Genomic DNA, 17,517 nt, shown 5'->3' with positions numbered 1-17,517 from the left:
ACGCAACACAGTGTAATTCTATTAGCGATGTTTAGAAGGCGCTACAAGGCGGGTTAGAGGTTTTGTGGTAGATTATACTGGTTCTTAAGCATTTAAACGTCTTTAGGGCGATATAAAAGTATTTTTCAACGTTTTATTGTAGATGGACTGAATAATTGCATAAGTTACAGTGACTTGCACCTAAATATATACAGTGTGGCTATTTAATTAAAATTTCAAACTCTATATTGCGGTGTATTTTCAGAGGATTTGTATATGTCTAAATTAGTGAAAAAAGGTTGCATTGTTCTATTAGCCGGAACAGCTTTATCTATGATTATGGGTGTGCAAGGAGCAAAAGCAGACCATGATGATAAACAGTATAATTACGGAACTGAGCAGTGTAATAAAATATATGGATTGACAAGGGAGTTAACTCGTGAAGAGTTTCAAGCCTGTGATCTTGCTATTCAAAAGATGCAAAGGAATAGAAAGAGACCTCTTCAATACGAGCAAAGGAAAAGAGAGAGAGAAGATCCAAACGGAAGGTCTGTAGATAGGTTACGACCGCAAGAGGAAATTATAGACACGGGGACGGAACCCATAACTCCTTAACCAACAATAATGCCTTGCTCTTTGAGATCAAGCATTTCTAGCTATGCAAGACGAGATTATCAGTCAAGACATTGCCGTTGTAGAATCGCAGCGACCAAAACGCCTGCCTTTGGACTTGCAAGCAGAAGTCCATTTGCCAAGCGATGTCTTGCGACAAGCCGATGCAGCGTCTACGCTACTCTGTAGCTTACCGCAAGTGGCTTAAACAACAGGGTGTCACCTTCGGCAGCATTTAGAACATGAATTTCATCATTACAAGCGTTGAACTAGCCTACCGCCTCATCATTAGAACTTGCAAGTGTTTCTAACAAACTCTTCAGCATCCAATAACAAGAAGTCGCCCCTGGATCTTGATGTCCTATACTACGTTCTCCCAAATAACTAGCCCGTCCCTTTTTGGCAATCATCGGTGTCGTATCTTTCACCCCCTGTTCTGCTGCTGCTACAGCGCGTTGCATTGCTTCCAATGTACCCTTCCCCTCAGTCACAGCTTGTTGAAAAGCACTCACTGCGGGAGAGAGGACATCTATCATCGTTTTGTCGCCAAGTTGTGCTTTACCACGTCCAAGCACACCATCTAATCCTGCTTTGAACATTCCAAGCATATCCTCAACAGTGAGTTCTTCCTTTCCAGCCACAGCTGTACTTGCTCGTAGAAAGAAAGTCCCATAAAGAGGACCACTTGCACCGCCGATTGAGGAAATGAGAGTCATGCTCACCGTTTTCAAAATACTACCAATATCTTTATCTGCAACAGTCGGTAACTGAGCGATCGCCTTTTTGAAACCACGCTCCATATTGATCCCATGATCAGCATCACCTATCGCCGCATCTAATTCTGTCAAATAATCTTTATTTTGCTCTATCTGCGTTGCAAATGTTTGCAACCATCGTAAAATCTGCTCTTTTGTCACCATACATCACACTCCCCACCGCAGACTTGGTGTCTTTACAGGTGCATCCCATAACCGGGTAAGCTCATCATCCAACTTCAACAGTGTAATCGAACAACCTTGCATATCCAAAGAAGTGATGTAAGGACCAATCAAGTTTCGCACAATTTGCAGTCCCTTCTTTTCGCAGATTTCAGCTAGTTTGCGGTAGATGATATAAAGTTCGGAAATGGGAGTACCCCCCATACTGTTAACAAAAGCTAATACTTTATCACCTTGCTGAAAAACCGGATCAATCAATTCCACATCCACCCACTCGTCTTTTTCTTCATCCCACTCGCGCACTGTCCGGGTGTAAGGTGCATCCTCGATAATTGATAGCGCCAGCATTTCAGTTATCTCATCGGCTGATTTCAGGTTCATGCGTTTGCGTCCTGGTTCACCGTGGATACCGATACCCATTTCGATTTCGCGATCGCCTAATTCAAAAGTAGGCGTCATGCGCGCAGGTACCGTGCAGGAAGTCAGCGCCATCCCCATACTCCGACCATTTAAATTGACATAACGACACAAATGTGAAATGAAACGCAAATCATACCCCTGCTGTGCCGCTGCACCACAAATTTTTTCTGCTAGCACTGTTGTGCCCACACCACGGCGTCCCTGAGTATATAGGCTGTCCTTCACTGCCACATCATCATCTATTAAAATACTTAATACCCGGATACCCTCACTACGAGCTAACTCCGTTGCCATCTCAAAGTTCATGATATCGCCGCTGTAGTTCTTAACGATATAAAGAATACCAGCACCACCATCTACTCTCTTTGCCGCTGACAACATTTGGTCTGGGGTAGGAGAAGTGAAAACCTCTCCCGGACAAGCAGCATCCAACATTCCCATCCCCACAAATCCAGCGTGCATTGGTTCGTGACCACTCCCACCACCAGAAATAATTGCTACTTTACCTTGTATAGGTGCATCGGCTCGATAGACAAAAGCAGGCTCATAATTTACTTGAATCAAATCCGGGTGAGCCGCAGCCATACCCTGTAAACTTTCGCGTACAAAGTCTTCCGGTTTATTAATAAGCTTTTTCATAGTCTTGTGGTTCCTCATTCAGAAGTTACTAAAACCAAGGATAAAGCACTCTTGCTCTTTCGTGGTTTCTGAGAGCTTTGTAAAGTTAAGTAAAACTTAAGCATTCTTGTTAATAAATGTTGCAGGTAGTTGATCCCCCTGCTAGCGTATGCATATAAAGTTGGTTCTGGTAGACACTTGTATCTAAAAGAGGTGCCATCCATGCTACACGTCAATCTTGGCTTTTCACTGATTCACTGATTCTAGTATTGTCCAAAAGATATTTCTCTGACTGCTTTACACCAATTTTCCCGCTTTCCGAGCTAAGAAATATCTTTGTTGCTTGTTTGGCTACACTAAGGACGACTTCAGAGGTTGCTTAATTTGCTTGACTTTACGTATTGCCAGTCCAACTCAAACTTTACTGAAATCTGACTAAAGACATACCCAAAGTTTTTCTCAAAGAATGCGGTAAGACAAGCTTTCTTACTGCAACGGTTTAGTTCAACCAGTTATCAGTTACCAGTTATCAGTACTTGTTGTCGTTTGAAATCTTGATAACTGTTCACTGTTGACTGATTTAACGCGCGGAGGTTTTTGTGATGAATATTCAAGGAAAGACGGCTCTTGTTACTGGGGCTTCACGTGGTATTGGGCGGGCGATCGCCTTTGAATTAGCAAGGCAAGGAATAAAACGCTTGTTGTTGGTAGCACGAGACAGTGCTTGTTTAGCTGAAGTAGCCTCTGAGATAAAGATGCTTGGTGTGGAAGCTGTTATCCTGCCTTTGGATTTGTCTGAAGTGGTGGAAGTGAATATTGCGATCGCCCAAGCTTGGCGAGATCATGGACCAATTGATCTACTTGTCAACTGTGCTGGAGTTGCACATCAAGCACCATTCTTAAAGTCTCGACTGCCAAATGTGCAGGTAGAGATAAACGTCAATTTAATCGGAATGTATACCATGACTCGTCTAGTTGCCCGACGCATGGTAGCACAAGGCTCAGGAACAATCGTTAACGTTTCTAGTTTGATGGGCAAAGTAGCTGCACCAACTATGGCAACCTATTCAGCCACTAAGTTTGCAATTGTGGGGTTCACTCAAGCCCTACGCGGTGAGCTAAGCAAACACAACATCCGAGTTGTAGCCTTGTTACCATCCCTAACCGACACTGATATGGTGCGAGAGTTAGAGTGGTTTCGGTGGGTGGTACCCATAACTCCCCAGAAAGTGGCTCAGGCACTTATAACCGGACTACAAAGAGATTCACCAGAAATCTTAGTAGGATGGCAAAGTCATGTAGCCGTGTGGTGCAACCGCATTGCTCCTTGGCTGTTGGAAAAAGTTTTACTGATGGCGGCTCCCCAAGAGAGACAACCGCGTTATCAAAGATTCAGAGACGCTAGAGCAACCTCACGTTGAGGTTTTTTATAGCGCTTTTCACGTCGGAACCCCACCCCGGCTTTGGCTCTTGCCAAAACCTCCCCTCGCTTTTAGCTACGCCAAAATCTTTCCCTCTCCTTGATAAGGAGAGGGATGCCCGATAGGGCAGGGTGAGGTTTCGAGGGAGTTTTGAGTCATTCGATGCCCAACCTGCAATCATCCTCACGCCTGCTAATTATGTAAATTAATTAACTTTGATTTCTTAAGAAACAGCCTTTCACTTAGAATCTTTTTTGAGAAGAGAAACAGCCATTTGAAATTTTAAATTTATGAAACATGATTGGCGTTCGGGTAGCGTCTCGTTTTCAGCATCGCCTAGCATCCGTAAAGCGCATTCGCTCTTTCTATTCACCTTACCCCTATGCATCATAGGGAGTTTAACTTCTATTTTGACTTCTATAAATACAGTCACAGCCCAACAAGTGACTTCTGATGGAACTGTATCCACCACAGTTATCACTCCTGATGGCAAAAATTTCAACATCAATGATGGGACAACAAGAGGAGGAAACCTTTTTCACAGCTTCAAAGAATTTTCTATTCCCACAGGTGGTTCGGCTAGCTTTAACAATGCAGCCAATATACAAAACATTATCAGTCGAGTCACGGGTGGTTCTATCTCAACGATTGATGGCTTGATTAAAGCCAATGGCGCAGCTAACTTATTTTTACTCAATCCAGCCGGGATTATTTTTGGACCAAATGCGCGTTTGCAAATTGGTGGTTCATTTTTGGGGAGTACGGCGAATAGTTTTGTGTTTGACAATGGGTTTGAGTTTAGTGCAACTGACCCTCAAGCACCACCGTTGTTAACTATAAATGTTCCGATTGGCTTGGGATTTCGGGATAATCCGCAAAATATCACCACAAAATCCACGCCGACTCAATATCCTACTCTTGAGGTACCTGAAGGAAAGACCATTACATTGGTAGGCGGTAACCTCAGCTTAGATGGTCCTGATCTGCTTGCACCAGGGGGACGAGTTGAGCTAGGAGGATTATCTACACCGGGAACGGTGGGACTAAATACTGATGGGAGCTTGAATTTTCCTGTGGGAGTACAACTCGGTGATGTATCGCTTACTAATGGTGCGATTGTTGATGTAAGTGCTGGTGGAGGTGGTAGTATTGCAGTCAACGCCCGGAATTTAGATATTTCGGGAGGAAGTGCCTTGTATGCGGGAATAAACCAAGGTTTGGGGTCAGTTGGTAGTCAGGTGGGAGATATCACACTGAAAGCTAGCGGGACAACAACAGTTGCAAATAGCTTTGTTTTCAATTACGTAGACTCTGAGGCAGTAGGTAACTCAGGAAACTTAACCATTGAAACTCAAAAATTAAGAGTCAGTGATGGCGCACGAATCGGCACTTTGATTTTCGGTCAAGGAAATGCAGGAAATCTGACGATTAAAGCTGATGAATTAGTAGAAGTTTTAGGCACGGAAAAACTTAACCAGACTACAACTTCTCTGCAGGCTAACCTAGAATCAGGAGGCATAGGTAAGGGCGGAGATTTAACCATCGATACGAAAAAGTTGGTTGTCAGAAACGCCCAAGTAGGAGCTTCAACTTTTGGCAAAGGAGATGCGGGAAATCTCACAGTTCTCGCTACCGATTCCGTAGAACTGAGCGGAGAGATTCCTGGCAACGAAAAGGGGTTTCCTGGCGGCTTACTTGCTCAGGTAGACTTAAAAGGTGAGGGTCGCGGCGGTAACCTGACCATTAAAACAGGACGTTTAAGTGTCAGTGATGGCAGCAAAGTGCAAGTTGCTACCTTCGGTCAAGGCGATGCTGGCAATTTATTCATCAAAGCCGATGACGTGGACGTGTTTGAGACACCTAAATATAACTTCTACAGTACGGGCATATTTGCTGGTGTTCAAATAGCTCCTCAAACTGTAGACCAGCCCAAAGGTAACGCAGGCAATTTAACGATTGAAACCGATCGCTTGCGGATTAGAGATGGAGGGATAGTAACAACTTTTACTCAAGGTGAAGGCGATGCAGGGACATTGCAAATTCGTGCGAAGGAATCTGTAGAAGTTTTTGGAACATCACTAAACGGTAGGTTGAGAACAAGTACAATCAGTGCTGGGGCGACCTCAACAAGTACAGGTAGTGGGGGAAGCTTGAGAATCGATACTGGCAAGTTAATTGTCAGGGATAGCGGTACAGTCACCGTGAGTAGTGAAAACACAAAGCCCGCAGGTCAACTAGAAATCAACGCACGCTCTATCAGCCTAGATAATCAAGGAAGTCTTACAGCTACCAGCACATCAGGTAACGGTGGAAACATCATTCTAGGAGTCCAAGACTTCTTACTCTTACGCCGTAACAGTAATATCTCCACCAGTGCAGGTCTAGCAGGTGCTGGCGGAGATGGCGGTAACATCACGATTAACTCTCCATTAATCGTCGCTTTCCCTGGTGAAAATAGTGACATCACTGCCAATGCATTCAACGGTAGCGGTGGTAAAGTGACAATTAACACTCAAGGTCTTTTTGGCATAACTCCTCTAAGCCGACAAGAACTTGAACAACGTTTGAATACCACAGATCCCGCTCAACTAGACCCAAGAAACTTACCTACGAATGACATCACAGCTATTTCTCAAAACAATCCAAACTTGAGTGGTACTGTTAATATTATCACTCCAGATGTTGACCCCACCCGTGGATTATTTGAATTGACAGAAACTGTCATCGACCCCGCACAGCAGATTGCCCAAAATCCCTGTATCAAAGGTTTTGGTAGCAGTTTCACCATCGTAGGACGTGGGGGAATTCCAACTGATCCAAAGAAAATCCTCAGTAGTGACAATGTGCGGGTTGATTTAGTTAAGCCTGTTGCCAGTACGGTAAGTTCAACAAGTGCAACACAAAAGCAGCCATCTCAAAAGCCACCTGTCAAAGAGATAATACCAGCCCGAGGATGGATATATAACGAAAAAGGTGAGGTGTTGCTGGTAGGTTATGACCCCACCAAAACAGGTCCACAGCGATCGCAGCCAGCACCAGCTAGTAGTTGTGCTGCAGTCAGATAGTAATGAACGCGAATCCAACGTAGGGTGACGACTCTACTCACTTTCCTCGTTCCTTGGCAGAGCCAAGGAATGCATAACTTGAGGCTCCGCCTCAATATAATAATCATTGGGAGGCGCAGCCTCCTTTGAGGCATTCCCATGCAGAGCATAGGAACGAGGGAACCGGGGTGGGGTCATCCGTGATTTATAAGCAATTAGCCGGACATCATATCACTCCTTACTTGACTGTACTTGACTTATAGCGTGCAGTTTTATAAAACTATCAAAAGCGTACCAAGCCAACACATACCAAGGAATAATTTCTAATTGCAACCCCCTAGTCACTAACTGCCGAATAGAAAACATACCTAATCCTAAAGGAAAAAGAAAGCGCAAATCAACGGCATTATTTGTCGCTTGTCTAACTCGCTTATTTAAGTCAACAACTGCATTTGATACTTCTGCTGCTGCGTCAGATTTTCCTAATGCAACATCACCAAAAATAATACCTAAATCGCGCAATGTCGCGTAAACATTGTCAAGACTTCCATGCTCACCATCGTGATTTATGATGATACTGCCATTTTGGATGTTAGTCCGCACCTGATTAATATTTGGATTTGCTTGCAGCGCATTAGCAATCCGTTGCATTTCTCCAGATTGACGGTGAGGTTGTGCAATTCTCAAACGCAGCCTTCCTGGGGTAGAGCTGACAATCCGCGTAGATATTGGTTGAAAAGCTTTTTTTATAGGTTTTTCAGCAATAACTTTTGGCATATCGGTGAGATTAATATAACCATTTTTTGACACGTAATTACCCTCCTAATTTAGGAATTCGTAATTCGTAGAACAGGGAACAGGGAACAGGGAACAGGGAACAGTAAACAAGAGGTGGACGAGTCCGTTTCATACCTGATAACTGGTAACTGATAACTGATAACTGATAACTGTTAAGAACTACGAATTTCCTTGGGTGTTCCCTGGCTCAGCCAAGGAACACGAAATGAACCGAAAACTATGCACCATTATCGAGCGTATTGTCAACAGGAGAACCAGCAACATCTACTGCTGGTAGCTGTCTTCCTTCAGCAAGTTCTGCTCTTGCTTCAGCTACCATGTCCTCCCAATTTTCGCCAAGTTCTGCAACGGCTCCCTTGCTTTTTTCAAAAAGAACAAGTCCACCCTTGATGAGTGATTTGGCAATGGGTTTACCAATACCTGCGACAACTGGAATGACGACAGGTGCTAGCAGAACTGCTCCAATACTGGCTATAATTCCAGGTGCGCCAGCGTCTTCAACAAAATCAGTGATTTTAGGTGCCATGATTATTTTGCTCCTGTGATCTGAAAAATTTTACAAAGTTGTTCAGTGTACTGTCGTTAGGACAGCTATCTCATCTTGCTGATGGTAGAGTTTTTTGTTTGCGGCTTTTGAAAATTGGGCGCAAACCGTTAACTCCCGCAACGACTGTTGAGCCATTGTTAACCATCGTCGCTGCTAGGGGGTTAAGACCAAACAAAACTGCCGTTACTAATGCTGCTATGTTAGGAACAGCAATCAGACCTGTGTTTTGGTGAATCAATTGCCTAGCATTGCGGGCAATTTCAATCGCCTCCAACAAACCATGCAAGTCATTCTGCATTAGTACTACGTCTGCTGTTTCGCGAGCGATGTCAGAACCGTTGGCGAAGGAAACGGAAACATCAGCATAGGCTAAAGCTGGCGAATCATTGATTCCATCGCCCACAAACGCAACTGTCTTACCTTGTTCGTGCAGTTCACGGACAACAGTTGCTTTCTGCTCAGGAAAAGCTTCTGCGTGGGTGTGCGTTGGAGGAATTCCCAATTGAGAAGCTACAGCGCTAGCAGTTCGTTTATTATCCCCAGTCAGCATGTGGACTTCCACACCTTCGACTGTTAACAGCGCTGTGATAACTTCTCGGCTTTCTGGGCGGGGTATGTCACTATACTCTATTATACCTTGAAGTTGACCATTGCTAGCAACATAAATTGCTGAAGTTGTCTGCTTTTGGTACCCATTGAGATTCATCTCAACGCCTTCTTGACGCAGATAGCGCTCACTACCCACGTAAACAGTTTCCCCGTCAATCTCTGCGCGAACACCCAAACCAAGTTGATAGTCCCATTTGCTACGGGAAGGGGCTTCTACTCCTTGTTCTTGAGCATAGCGTACAATCGCCTCTGCTACTGGGTGACTCAGACGCTGCTCAGCAGCTGCAGCAAGTTCTAGCACTCGTGTGATTGATGTTGCTTCATTGAGACTTGCGACACCAACAACTGCCACTTCACCCTTAGTTAGTGTGCCTGTTTTATCAAACACAACTGTGTCAACTTCTGCGAGTTTTTCTAGTGCTCGTCCGCTACGAATCAGAACACCACGCCGTGCTGCATAAGTAAGTGCTGCCAAAACCGTTGTCGGCACTGATACACGAATACCAGTAGCAAAGTCTAGAGTTAAGACGCTGGCTGCTCTTGCTGGGTTACGAGTTACGGCAAACACGGCTCCACCAAGTAGCAATGTTGGCACGACTGCTTTTTGAGCAATTTTCAAGACATGGTTTTCCATGCGGGTATCATGGACGGGAGCTTCTTGCATTAACCGAATGCTCTGTCCGGCACAAGTATCATTACCTACGCGTTCTGCCGAAATATAAATTCGTCCCTCGCGCATGAGAGTTGAGGCATAAACGGTTTGTCCCTTTCTCTTCAAAACTGGCATAGACTCACCAGTAAGTTTCTGCTCATCGAGAAGAGCTTTACCTCGTAGGATAGTACCATCAACAGGGACTTGTTCGCCGGGGTAAACAATGACTGTATCGCCTCGCTGCACGTCTTGAATAGGAATTTGCACCTTTTCACCATCGCGTTCAACCCAGACGAATTGTCCGAGGGAACTTAATAGATCCAGAGTTTGTTGAGCAGAAGAACGAGCTGTGCGATCGCGTATATTTTCGCCAATTTCAATCAAACTCAGCATGAGCGCAGGCGTGAGAAACTGACGCTGGACTGTAGTAATAGCAATTGCCATAAAATCCAGAAAGTCAATATTCAGTTTTCGCTCGTCCCTGATCCCCTCCCAAGCTCGTTTGATAACAGGTAATGTGGCAAGGGCTATAGTTCCTGCAACCATCACAGGCGGAATAGACCATCCTAGCGGTCCACCCAACACAGCTAAAGCTGTAGCTAAAGCTGAAAGTTGCATTCCAGGCCAAGATTGTTCTTCATTCGCATCTGATGCAGCTTTTGGCTTGGAGGGTTTGAGAACGACGACCTCACTAGCTGCTTGAATTAAATAACCCAGATGCGAACGTATCTTAGTATCTGCAACTTTGCTGGATTTATAAGTCACTGTTAGTGACGCTGCTGCACGTTTTATACGCACACTTGTCACAAGGGCGTCAGCTTCTAACAACACTTGCAGGCGCTGTGCATAGTCTGCATCATAAAGCAAACGAGGTACTCGCAACCTCACTCTTTCCGGGAGCGTATGCACAATACTATATGGAACTTCGCAAGACTTAACCTGTGGGTGTCCATTTGAGTGTCCATTACTCTCAACTCTAGAAATCCCATTTTTTGCTGCAACAGCTACTTGGGATGCATGGCTTCCGGAAGGTGGTAGATGCACACTGAGTTTTGCCATTTCTTCTCTCTCATACAAAATTGGTTCAAATTGGATTTTCAACAGCCTGCTGCGCGAGATTGAGACAGGATGCACAAGGCAGCTCAAAGACAACTGCCTTCAAGCGTGGCGCTTGTTGAACTGGACTTACCTGTCTTCTGGTTAACTGATGGAAACTACAGCATCGCTAGCAGCAGATTGAATTAGACTGGATAAATATGATATGACCTGTTCCAAAAGGCTTAAAGAACGCTTTTTGGAATTGGGTATTGTTCCAGACTTGTAGGTGATGACAATTGAGGCTGCGGCGCTATTAACGCGCTTACCTGTAACTAAAGCATCTGCTTTCAGCAACGCTTCCAAGCGTTGGACGTATTTTGAATCCTTAGCGATTCGAGGTATACGAAAACGTACTCGTCCTGGAATCGCATGAGCAATGCTATATGCCACTTTTGCTGGTTTCTTTGTTTTGTGATCAGTCTTATCAGGAGTATGATTGCACTTGTTTGATGAGGTAGGTATCTTGTCTGCTCCTTTTAATTCGCAGCTTGGGGATACTTTCGCTGTCTCTAATTTAGAGTCCAAAGATGTTTCCATCCTGACAACTTCGGGATCAGACAAGACGTTAGCCTTTACAGTTTCAGAACCATTCTCTTTTTCTTCCCTGACAAGTCCGGGATCAGATAAGACCTTTGCCCCCACAGGTTCATAATCGTTCTCCTTTTCTTGCGGAACACTTGGACAAGCAGCTATTTGAGAAACGGAGGATAAACTGACTGGTTTTTCAGTTACTGGCGTTATCTCTTCTGATGCGCCTGCAAACTCAATGGTATTAGCCAAACACAGACGCATCTGCACATCTGGAACGATCCCAGGTTGGTAATTTATGACAATAGACCCTGCGTCCTCGTTAACTTGCTGACTTATAACCCGAGGATCACAAGCAAGCAAAGTCAGCAAGCGCTGTACATATGCGGGATCTAGGGATATCTGAGGAACACAAAACCCTACGCTACCAGAAGTTGCATAGACAATGCTGTAAACGACTGGAGAGTGTGGCTTTGCAGTTGGATGACTAGTCTGTTGTTCTACGATCTGAGATTTTTCATCACACTGGAGTGACAATTGCGCTGCCTTTTCAGGTGCTTTTGTTGTCACTTCGCTGCTAGCAGATTGAATCAGACGAGCTAAATACAGACGCATTTCACCATCTGACATGATCCCAGATTTGTAGTCTATGACAATAGACCCTGCAATCTCGTTGACTTGTTGACTTAGAACCCGAGGATCACAAGCAAGCAAAGTCAGCAAGCGCTGTGTATATGTGGGATCTAGGGATATCTGAGGAACACAAAAGCCTACTCTGCCAGGAAGCGCATAGACAACGCTGTAAGCGATCGCTCCTTCGGGGCGGGCGCTTTGCGCAATCGCAGACTGTGGCTTTGCTATTGAATGACTAGTCTGTTCCTCTAGGATCTGAGATTTTTTATCTGAGTGGGGTGCCAATTGTGTTGTTAAACCAGCCGTTGTTAAACCAGCCGTTGTTAAACCAGCCATTTTTGTCCTCCAGTATTCCTTAGTATGGAACCGGGTCTAAGGGAAAGTTCGCCATGAAGGATAGAGCCGTAAAAAGAGCTGGAGACTTAAAATCAGACCAAAGACCATCTGTTTCTACTACGGCTTGCTCTTTTAGCGCTGTTGATGTTGTTGATTCGCTTTGCTGATGAACTGGCTGTGTCAGCGGTTGCTCTTTTATCTTTATGAGGTTTGTTTGCGGGATTGTTTCGTCTGCCAATTGCATCAAACCAACCCAATGAGATACTGGAATCTCAGCTGAACCATAGGTAATAGCAACAGATGCAGCATCGCAATTGACGCGTACGTTTGTCACTTGGGGTTCTGTTTTCAGTAACCTTTCGAGTCTTCGCGCATAGGCGCGATCGCGTGCAACCCGAGGCACATTCAACCGGATACGTCCTGGAATGGCATGAACTACGCTGTAGGCAATTTTTGCAGGCTGTGCTGCTGCTTCAATAGATTTGTGCTCCACTTTTGATTTTGATAAGGAAGGGTGGTCAGTTGTATTGCGTTTTGTAGAAGATTTGTTATTGTCCTTTGCTTTTTGGGAAGAAGGGAGTGCACTTGTTTTTGATTCTGATTGGAGTTCGTCAATCACCCTACGAGTCGCATTTGCCGTCACATAGTAAACTGGAATCGATGCTAAACCGCTAATTCCGAGTCCTCCAGTGACTGCTAACCCTGTAAATAAGGGAATAAACGAAATGCCCTGCTCTTTCCAAAAATCAGGAGATTTCCATGCAGCAAAGGGGTCTTTTTTACTCTTTGCCTCAGGCGAAGCTTGCAACTGGTGTATGTTAAATTGCTGGAGTCGTTCCAACATTTGGGGCAAGGGCAGTTTTTTCTCATCAAAGTTAATGACTAAACTGCCTGTTTGCTCATTAACAGATACTTCCCTCACCCCGTCTTGCTTTCGTAACTGTTGAGAGATGGTTTCAAATATCGAGTTATGACTACCGTCAGTAGCACGGATTCGGACGCGTCCTGTTGTTGCATGAACAACTTGCAATTCAACTATAGGTGGCTGCATCGGTGACTGTGCAACAGATGTCTTGGTAGTTTCACTTGATTCATCGCTTGATTGTTGAGACGAAAATAAATCCACAGGCTCTTTTTCCTGAGGACTTACTCTCTCGCGACTACTGAGAGTTTTGGTCATTTACCCGATAACTGCGTCAAGCCAGATGGTTAACAATAGGTTAAGTGTACCTTAATATTCTCGGTGAATTCTCATTCTTTAGAATTATTTATAGTTAAGTATTGTTAATCACTTGTTTCTGATATTCCTGTTCTGTGATTATATCCAAAGTACTTTCGAGTCTGTCTAAAAAGACGACACCATCAAGGTGGTCATACTCGTGTTGAAAGATACGAGCGACAAAATCGGTCAATTTTTGCTTTTGCGCTTTGCCATTTCGGTCTATGTATTCTACCTCAATTTCTTGATATCTGGGAACGAATCCCCTAATTCCGGGAACACACAAACAACCTTCCCATCCTTTGACTATCTCCGTGGAATGGGCTATGATTTTGGGATTAATCATAGCAGTAGGTTCCATTTCCGGAGCGTTGGGATATCTGGGATTAGGACGGGAGGCAACAATAAATAAGCGACAGGATTGGGCAACTTGAGGCGCAGCAATACCGACACCGTTAGCTTTAGCAACTGTTGCGACTAAATGATCAATGAGTTTTTGAATATGCTCATCGTTGATATTTTCAACGAAGGAAGCTTTTTGACGCAGTACCGGATCGCCTAATTGAAGAATTGATAGCAGTTCACCCATAATAACTCTTAGTAATAACTTTTCGTCAAAAAAATTAATCGAGAAAATTTATGAAATCTAAAATATGAATCCGAAAAATTTTTGAATTCATAATTCATACTTCATCATTTTTGCTCTAGTACGGCGGGCGCATAAATAAACATACCATACCCTGCGGGAAGCCGCTCCGCGTCTACACATTCAGTGAAAAGCTTATAAGATGAGTTTTTTGTAAAGTGCGTCCCCGTAGGGCATATTTCTCCGGATTGCGAATGAGCGAATTCCGCACAAGCACTACTAGCTTCCACGTCGTACTGGTAAAGGTTCTGGTCTTACAGCTATTTGTGTTGTTTGTCCATTACGTAGCACTTGCAATTCTAAAGGAGATCCAATTTGACTTTTTTCGACTATCTTTTGCACTTCTTCTATTTTAGTAACTGGCTGGTTACTAATGCGTTGAATCACATCTCCTGTTTTTAGTCCAGCAGCAGCGGCTGGAGAACGGGGCACAACATCAAGTAGTAAAATTCCCTTATCTGTTGCCAAATTAATACCTAATGTGGAATTCACTTGTTCTTTAACATCTGGAGTCAAAGTCGCCATTTTAATACCTAAATAAGGATGATCAACCTTACCTTTTGCGATTAATTGCTGAGCAATCCCCTGCGCCGTGTTAATAGGAATGGCAAATCCTAACCCTTGAGCGCCGCGAATGATAGCTGTATTCATTGCAATCACGTCCCCGCGAGCATTTAACAGAGGTCCACCAGAGTTACCAGGGTTAATAGCAGCATCAGTTTGAATGTAATCAACACGTTTATCAGTAACACCAATGTCACTACTAGAACGACCTGTGGCGCTGATAATGCCAGATGTCACTGTATAGTCTAAACCAAGAGGATTACCGATCGCAATCACCGCTTCTCCTGGTTGTAATAACTCAGAGTTACCTATAGAAACAGTTGGCAGATTATTTGCCTCTATTTTAATCACAGCAACATCTGTTACTGGGTCTTCACCCATGACGCGTCCCTTAAAAGAGCGACCATCTTTCAGTTTTACTGTCACGCTTTGAGCACCGTTAACCACATGGGAATTGGTCAAGATTTGACCGCCAGCGTTAATAATGAATCCAGAGCCGCTACCCTGTTCGATTCTTTCTCTTGGCTGTGAGCTAAAAAACCGCCGAATAACTGGATCATCAAACTCCTCAGGAACTTGAGCAACGACAGTCCTTGCAGCATCAATGCGAACAACTGCAGGTCCTACCTTTTGTACAACTCCAACAACGAAGTTAGGATTATTGGACGAAGAGACAACAGGTAAAATACTTGGAGAGGGGTTATCTGTTGTCTTTTGGACTGACGTTTGAGCCTGAGCATCTGTTTTTGTAGCATTAAGCGTACTACCAGGGATAGAACAACCCCCAATAGACATCACTGCCCCACTACCAAGCAGCATCACCAAAATACCATTTATTGACCACCTTTGGGACAAACGCCCTTTTGGGGACACGGAAACGGGGAGGGAGTGACTTCTAATTTTGAATTTTGAGATTGCTTCGCTTCGCTCGCAACGCTGCGCGATTTTGAATTGATTTACTCCCCTGCTCCCCTGCTCCTCTGCTCCCTTGCTCCCCTGCTTTGCTTGTTCTTTTCTCGGCCCAAAGCCATAGTCTGTAGTTTTCATTTGTCTTTGTTTCTCCGTATGAATCTATGGATGATAAAATCTTGGCTACCGGGGGGAGACCAAGAATGATGACAACTCAAAGGCAAGTTTTGCGGTCTAGAGTGTTGTTTCCAGTCATTGGTACTTGCTCATATCTTCATTATTATTGTGACCATTGCCGAGCATTGGTGGTAAATTATGGAAATGCCCATAGAAAATCTGTGGAGTCAGGTACTGGAACGCTTACAACTAGAGCTATCCCGTCCCACCTTTGAAACTTGGATCAAAACTGCGAGCGCTGAGCGATTGGAAAATAATTGCTTAGTAATTTTTACTCCCAACCCGTTTGCTCGTAATTGGTTACAGAAATATTACATAAAAACGATCGCTAATGTTGTACAAGATATTCTTGGTTATCCCGTAGATATTTATATCACTGTTACTCAAGGTGATGAAGTTTCTCATGTGAATGAACAAGAAGTTTCTTGGGGATTTCGGACTCAAACCAGTCCTTCAGAAACGCTCCCTCAAAACCGACTAAAAACGACAGAATTAAACCTCAAGTATGTTTTCTCTCGATTTGTAGTTGGTGCTAACAATCGTATGGCTCATGCTGCTGCACTAGCAGTTGCTGAATATCCTGGAAGAGAGTTTAATCCTTTATTTTTGTGTGGTGGTGTGGGTTTAGGCAAAACTCACCTGATGCAGGCGATTGGTCACTATCGATGGGAAATTAGTCCAGATTCAAGAATATTTTACGTTTCTACTGAGCAATTTACTAATGATCTCATTGCTGCGATTCGTAAGGACAGTATGCAAAGTTTTCGAGAGCATTACCGTGCTGCTGATGTCCTTTTAGTGGATGATATTCAGTTTATTGAAGGTAAAGAATATACTCAAGAAGAATTTTTCCATACTTTTAATACTTTACATGAAGCTGGTAAACAGGTCGTCTTAGCTTCTGACCGTCCTCCCAACCAAATTCCTGGGTTGCAACAACGTCTGTGTTCGCGATTTTCTATGGGGTTAATTGCTGATATCCAACCGCCAGATTTAGAAACGAGAATGGCAATTTTACAAAAAAAAGCTGAGTACGAAAATATTCGTCTTCCAAGGGAGGTTGTTGAGTATATTGCTTTTCACTATACTTCTAATATCCGAGAGTTGGAAGGAGCATTAATTCGTGCATTGGCGTATATTTCTATTTGGGGTTTACCCATGACGGTAGAAAATATTGCACCCGTTTTAGAACCACCAATTGAAAAAGTAGAAGTTACACCAAAAGCAATTTTATCAGTGGTAGCAGAGGTTTTTGATATATCAATAGAAGACCTTAAAGGGAATTCGCGGCGACGAGAGATTAGCTGGGCACGTCAAATTGGAATGTATCTCATGCGCCAGCACACGGGTCTCAGTTTCCCCAGAATTGGAGAAGAATTTGGTGGAAAAGACCATACAACGGTGATCTACAGCTGTGAAAAGATTACCCAACTGCGACAAACAGATCAAAACTTGGTGAAAACACTGCGCCAATTGAGCGATCGCATTAACATGGCTAGTCGTCCCCACAAATCATCTTGACAAAAACAAGACTTACGCAAATAAACCCAGTTTCTACCAAAAATCTCTGTTTCACAACCAAATACGAACGAATCAACCGGTTTTCTGGCAGATAATGCGTAAGTCCTAAAAAAGAAACAAAATAAGTAAAAAAACGCGAAGAAATCGAGCTATTACCAATGACTAATGACCAATGACCAATGACTAATGACCAATGACTACTCCTTTCCCGCCCGAAGATTACCGTAAGGTGTGCAGGGGAGCCGGGG

General features: G+C 43.9%; 14 protein-coding genes. 5 read left to right on the top strand and 9 right to left on the bottom strand.

Annotated elements, in window-relative coordinates; genetic code table 11:
• Positions 1-255: 255 nt before the first annotated feature.
• Together DP116_RS16565 and DP116_RS16560 are read left to right on the top strand one after the other, a co-directional pair.
• Entirely contained in the window at positions 256-594 is a 339-nt protein-coding gene (locus DP116_RS16565; RefSeq protein WP_169156224.1) for a hypothetical protein, read from the top strand.
• A 43-nt stretch (positions 595-637) separates the two neighbouring features.
• Positions 638-799, top strand: a complete 162-nt coding sequence (locus DP116_RS16560; RefSeq protein WP_246275660.1) for a hypothetical protein — start codon at positions 638-640, stop codon at positions 797-799.
• A gap of 61 nt (positions 800-860) precedes the next feature.
• On the opposite strand, the gene dhaL is transcribed toward DP116_RS16560, so the two are convergent.
• Both dhaL and dhaK read right to left on the bottom strand, forming a co-directional pair.
• On the bottom strand, positions 861-1,511 hold the full coding sequence (gene dhaL / locus DP116_RS16555) for a dihydroxyacetone kinase subunit DhaL (RefSeq protein ID WP_169156223.1): 651 nt from the start codon (positions 1,509-1,511) through the stop codon (positions 861-863).
• Positions 1,512-1,514: 3 nt separating this feature from the next.
• Positions 1,515-2,588 carry a dihydroxyacetone kinase subunit DhaK gene (gene dhaK / locus DP116_RS16550; protein WP_169156222.1) on the bottom strand — a complete coding sequence of 358 codons (1,074 nt, stop codon included), beginning with the start codon at positions 2,586-2,588 and terminating at the stop codon, positions 1,515-1,517.
• Between the two features lie 581 nt (positions 2,589-3,169).
• Here dhaK and DP116_RS16545 point away from each other — a divergent pair.
• Positions 3,170-3,988, top strand: a complete 819-nt coding sequence (locus tag DP116_RS16545) for an SDR family NAD(P)-dependent oxidoreductase (RefSeq protein WP_169156221.1) — start codon at positions 3,170-3,172, stop codon at positions 3,986-3,988.
• A gap of 410 nt (positions 3,989-4,398) precedes the next feature.
• Positions 4,399-7,053 carry a two-partner secretion domain-containing protein gene (locus tag DP116_RS16540; protein ID WP_246275659.1) on the top strand — a complete coding sequence of 885 codons (2,655 nt, stop codon included), beginning with the start codon at positions 4,399-4,401 and terminating at the stop codon, positions 7,051-7,053.
• 210 nt (positions 7,054-7,263) lie between these two features.
• Here the strand turns inward: DP116_RS16540 and DP116_RS16535 are convergent, their stop codons facing one another.
• From DP116_RS16535 to DP116_RS16505, 7 genes are all read right to left on the bottom strand, one after another.
• Positions 7,264-7,842 (bottom strand): HMA2 domain-containing protein, encoded by a 579-nt coding sequence (locus DP116_RS16535; protein WP_169156219.1) that lies wholly within the window; start codon positions 7,840-7,842, stop codon positions 7,264-7,266.
• Between the two features lie 205 nt (positions 7,843-8,047).
• Positions 8,048-8,356 carry a DUF5132 domain-containing protein gene (locus DP116_RS16530; RefSeq protein WP_169156218.1) on the bottom strand — a complete coding sequence of 103 codons (309 nt, stop codon included), beginning with the start codon at positions 8,354-8,356 and terminating at the stop codon, positions 8,048-8,050.
• 70 nt (positions 8,357-8,426) lie between these two features.
• Positions 8,427-10,697 (bottom strand): heavy metal translocating P-type ATPase, encoded by a 2,271-nt coding sequence (locus DP116_RS16525; RefSeq protein WP_169156217.1) that lies wholly within the window; start codon positions 10,695-10,697, stop codon positions 8,427-8,429.
• Between the two features lie 141 nt (positions 10,698-10,838).
• Positions 10,839-12,233: an HMA2 domain-containing protein gene (locus DP116_RS16520; protein WP_169156216.1), complete on the bottom strand. Its 1,395-nt coding sequence runs from the start codon at positions 12,231-12,233 to the stop codon at positions 10,839-10,841.
• A 19-nt stretch (positions 12,234-12,252) separates the two neighbouring features.
• A complete protein-coding gene (locus DP116_RS16515; RefSeq protein ID WP_169156215.1) occupies positions 12,253-13,413 on the bottom strand; it encodes an HMA2 domain-containing protein in 1,161 nt (386 codons plus the stop codon).
• Positions 13,414-13,507: 94 nt separating this feature from the next.
• Complete coding sequence (gene def, locus DP116_RS16510; RefSeq protein ID WP_169156214.1) at positions 13,508-14,041, bottom strand: peptide deformylase; 534 nt, start codon at positions 14,039-14,041, stop codon at positions 13,508-13,510.
• Positions 14,042-14,317: 276 nt separating this feature from the next.
• Positions 14,318-15,481: an HhoA/HhoB/HtrA family serine endopeptidase gene (locus DP116_RS16505; protein ID WP_211173310.1), complete on the bottom strand. Its 1,164-nt coding sequence runs from the start codon at positions 15,479-15,481 to the stop codon at positions 14,318-14,320.
• A 405-nt stretch (positions 15,482-15,886) separates the two neighbouring features.
• Here DP116_RS16505 and dnaA point away from each other — a divergent pair, with 405 nt between their 5' ends.
• The gene (dnaA, locus tag DP116_RS16500) at positions 15,887-17,269 is read left to right on the top strand and encodes a chromosomal replication initiator protein DnaA (protein WP_169156213.1); all 1,383 of its coding nucleotides are present in this window, start codon (positions 15,887-15,889) and stop codon (positions 17,267-17,269) included.
• The last annotated feature ends 248 nt before the right edge of the window (positions 17,270-17,517 follow it).

This window comes from Brasilonema bromeliae SPC951, from assembly GCF_012912135.1.
Classification (GTDB): domain Bacteria; phylum Cyanobacteriota; class Cyanobacteriia; order Cyanobacteriales; family Nostocaceae; genus Brasilonema; species Brasilonema bromeliae.
The sequence above is the reverse complement of the archived record's forward strand: the minus strand, read 5'-3'. Positions and strand labels throughout refer to the sequence as shown.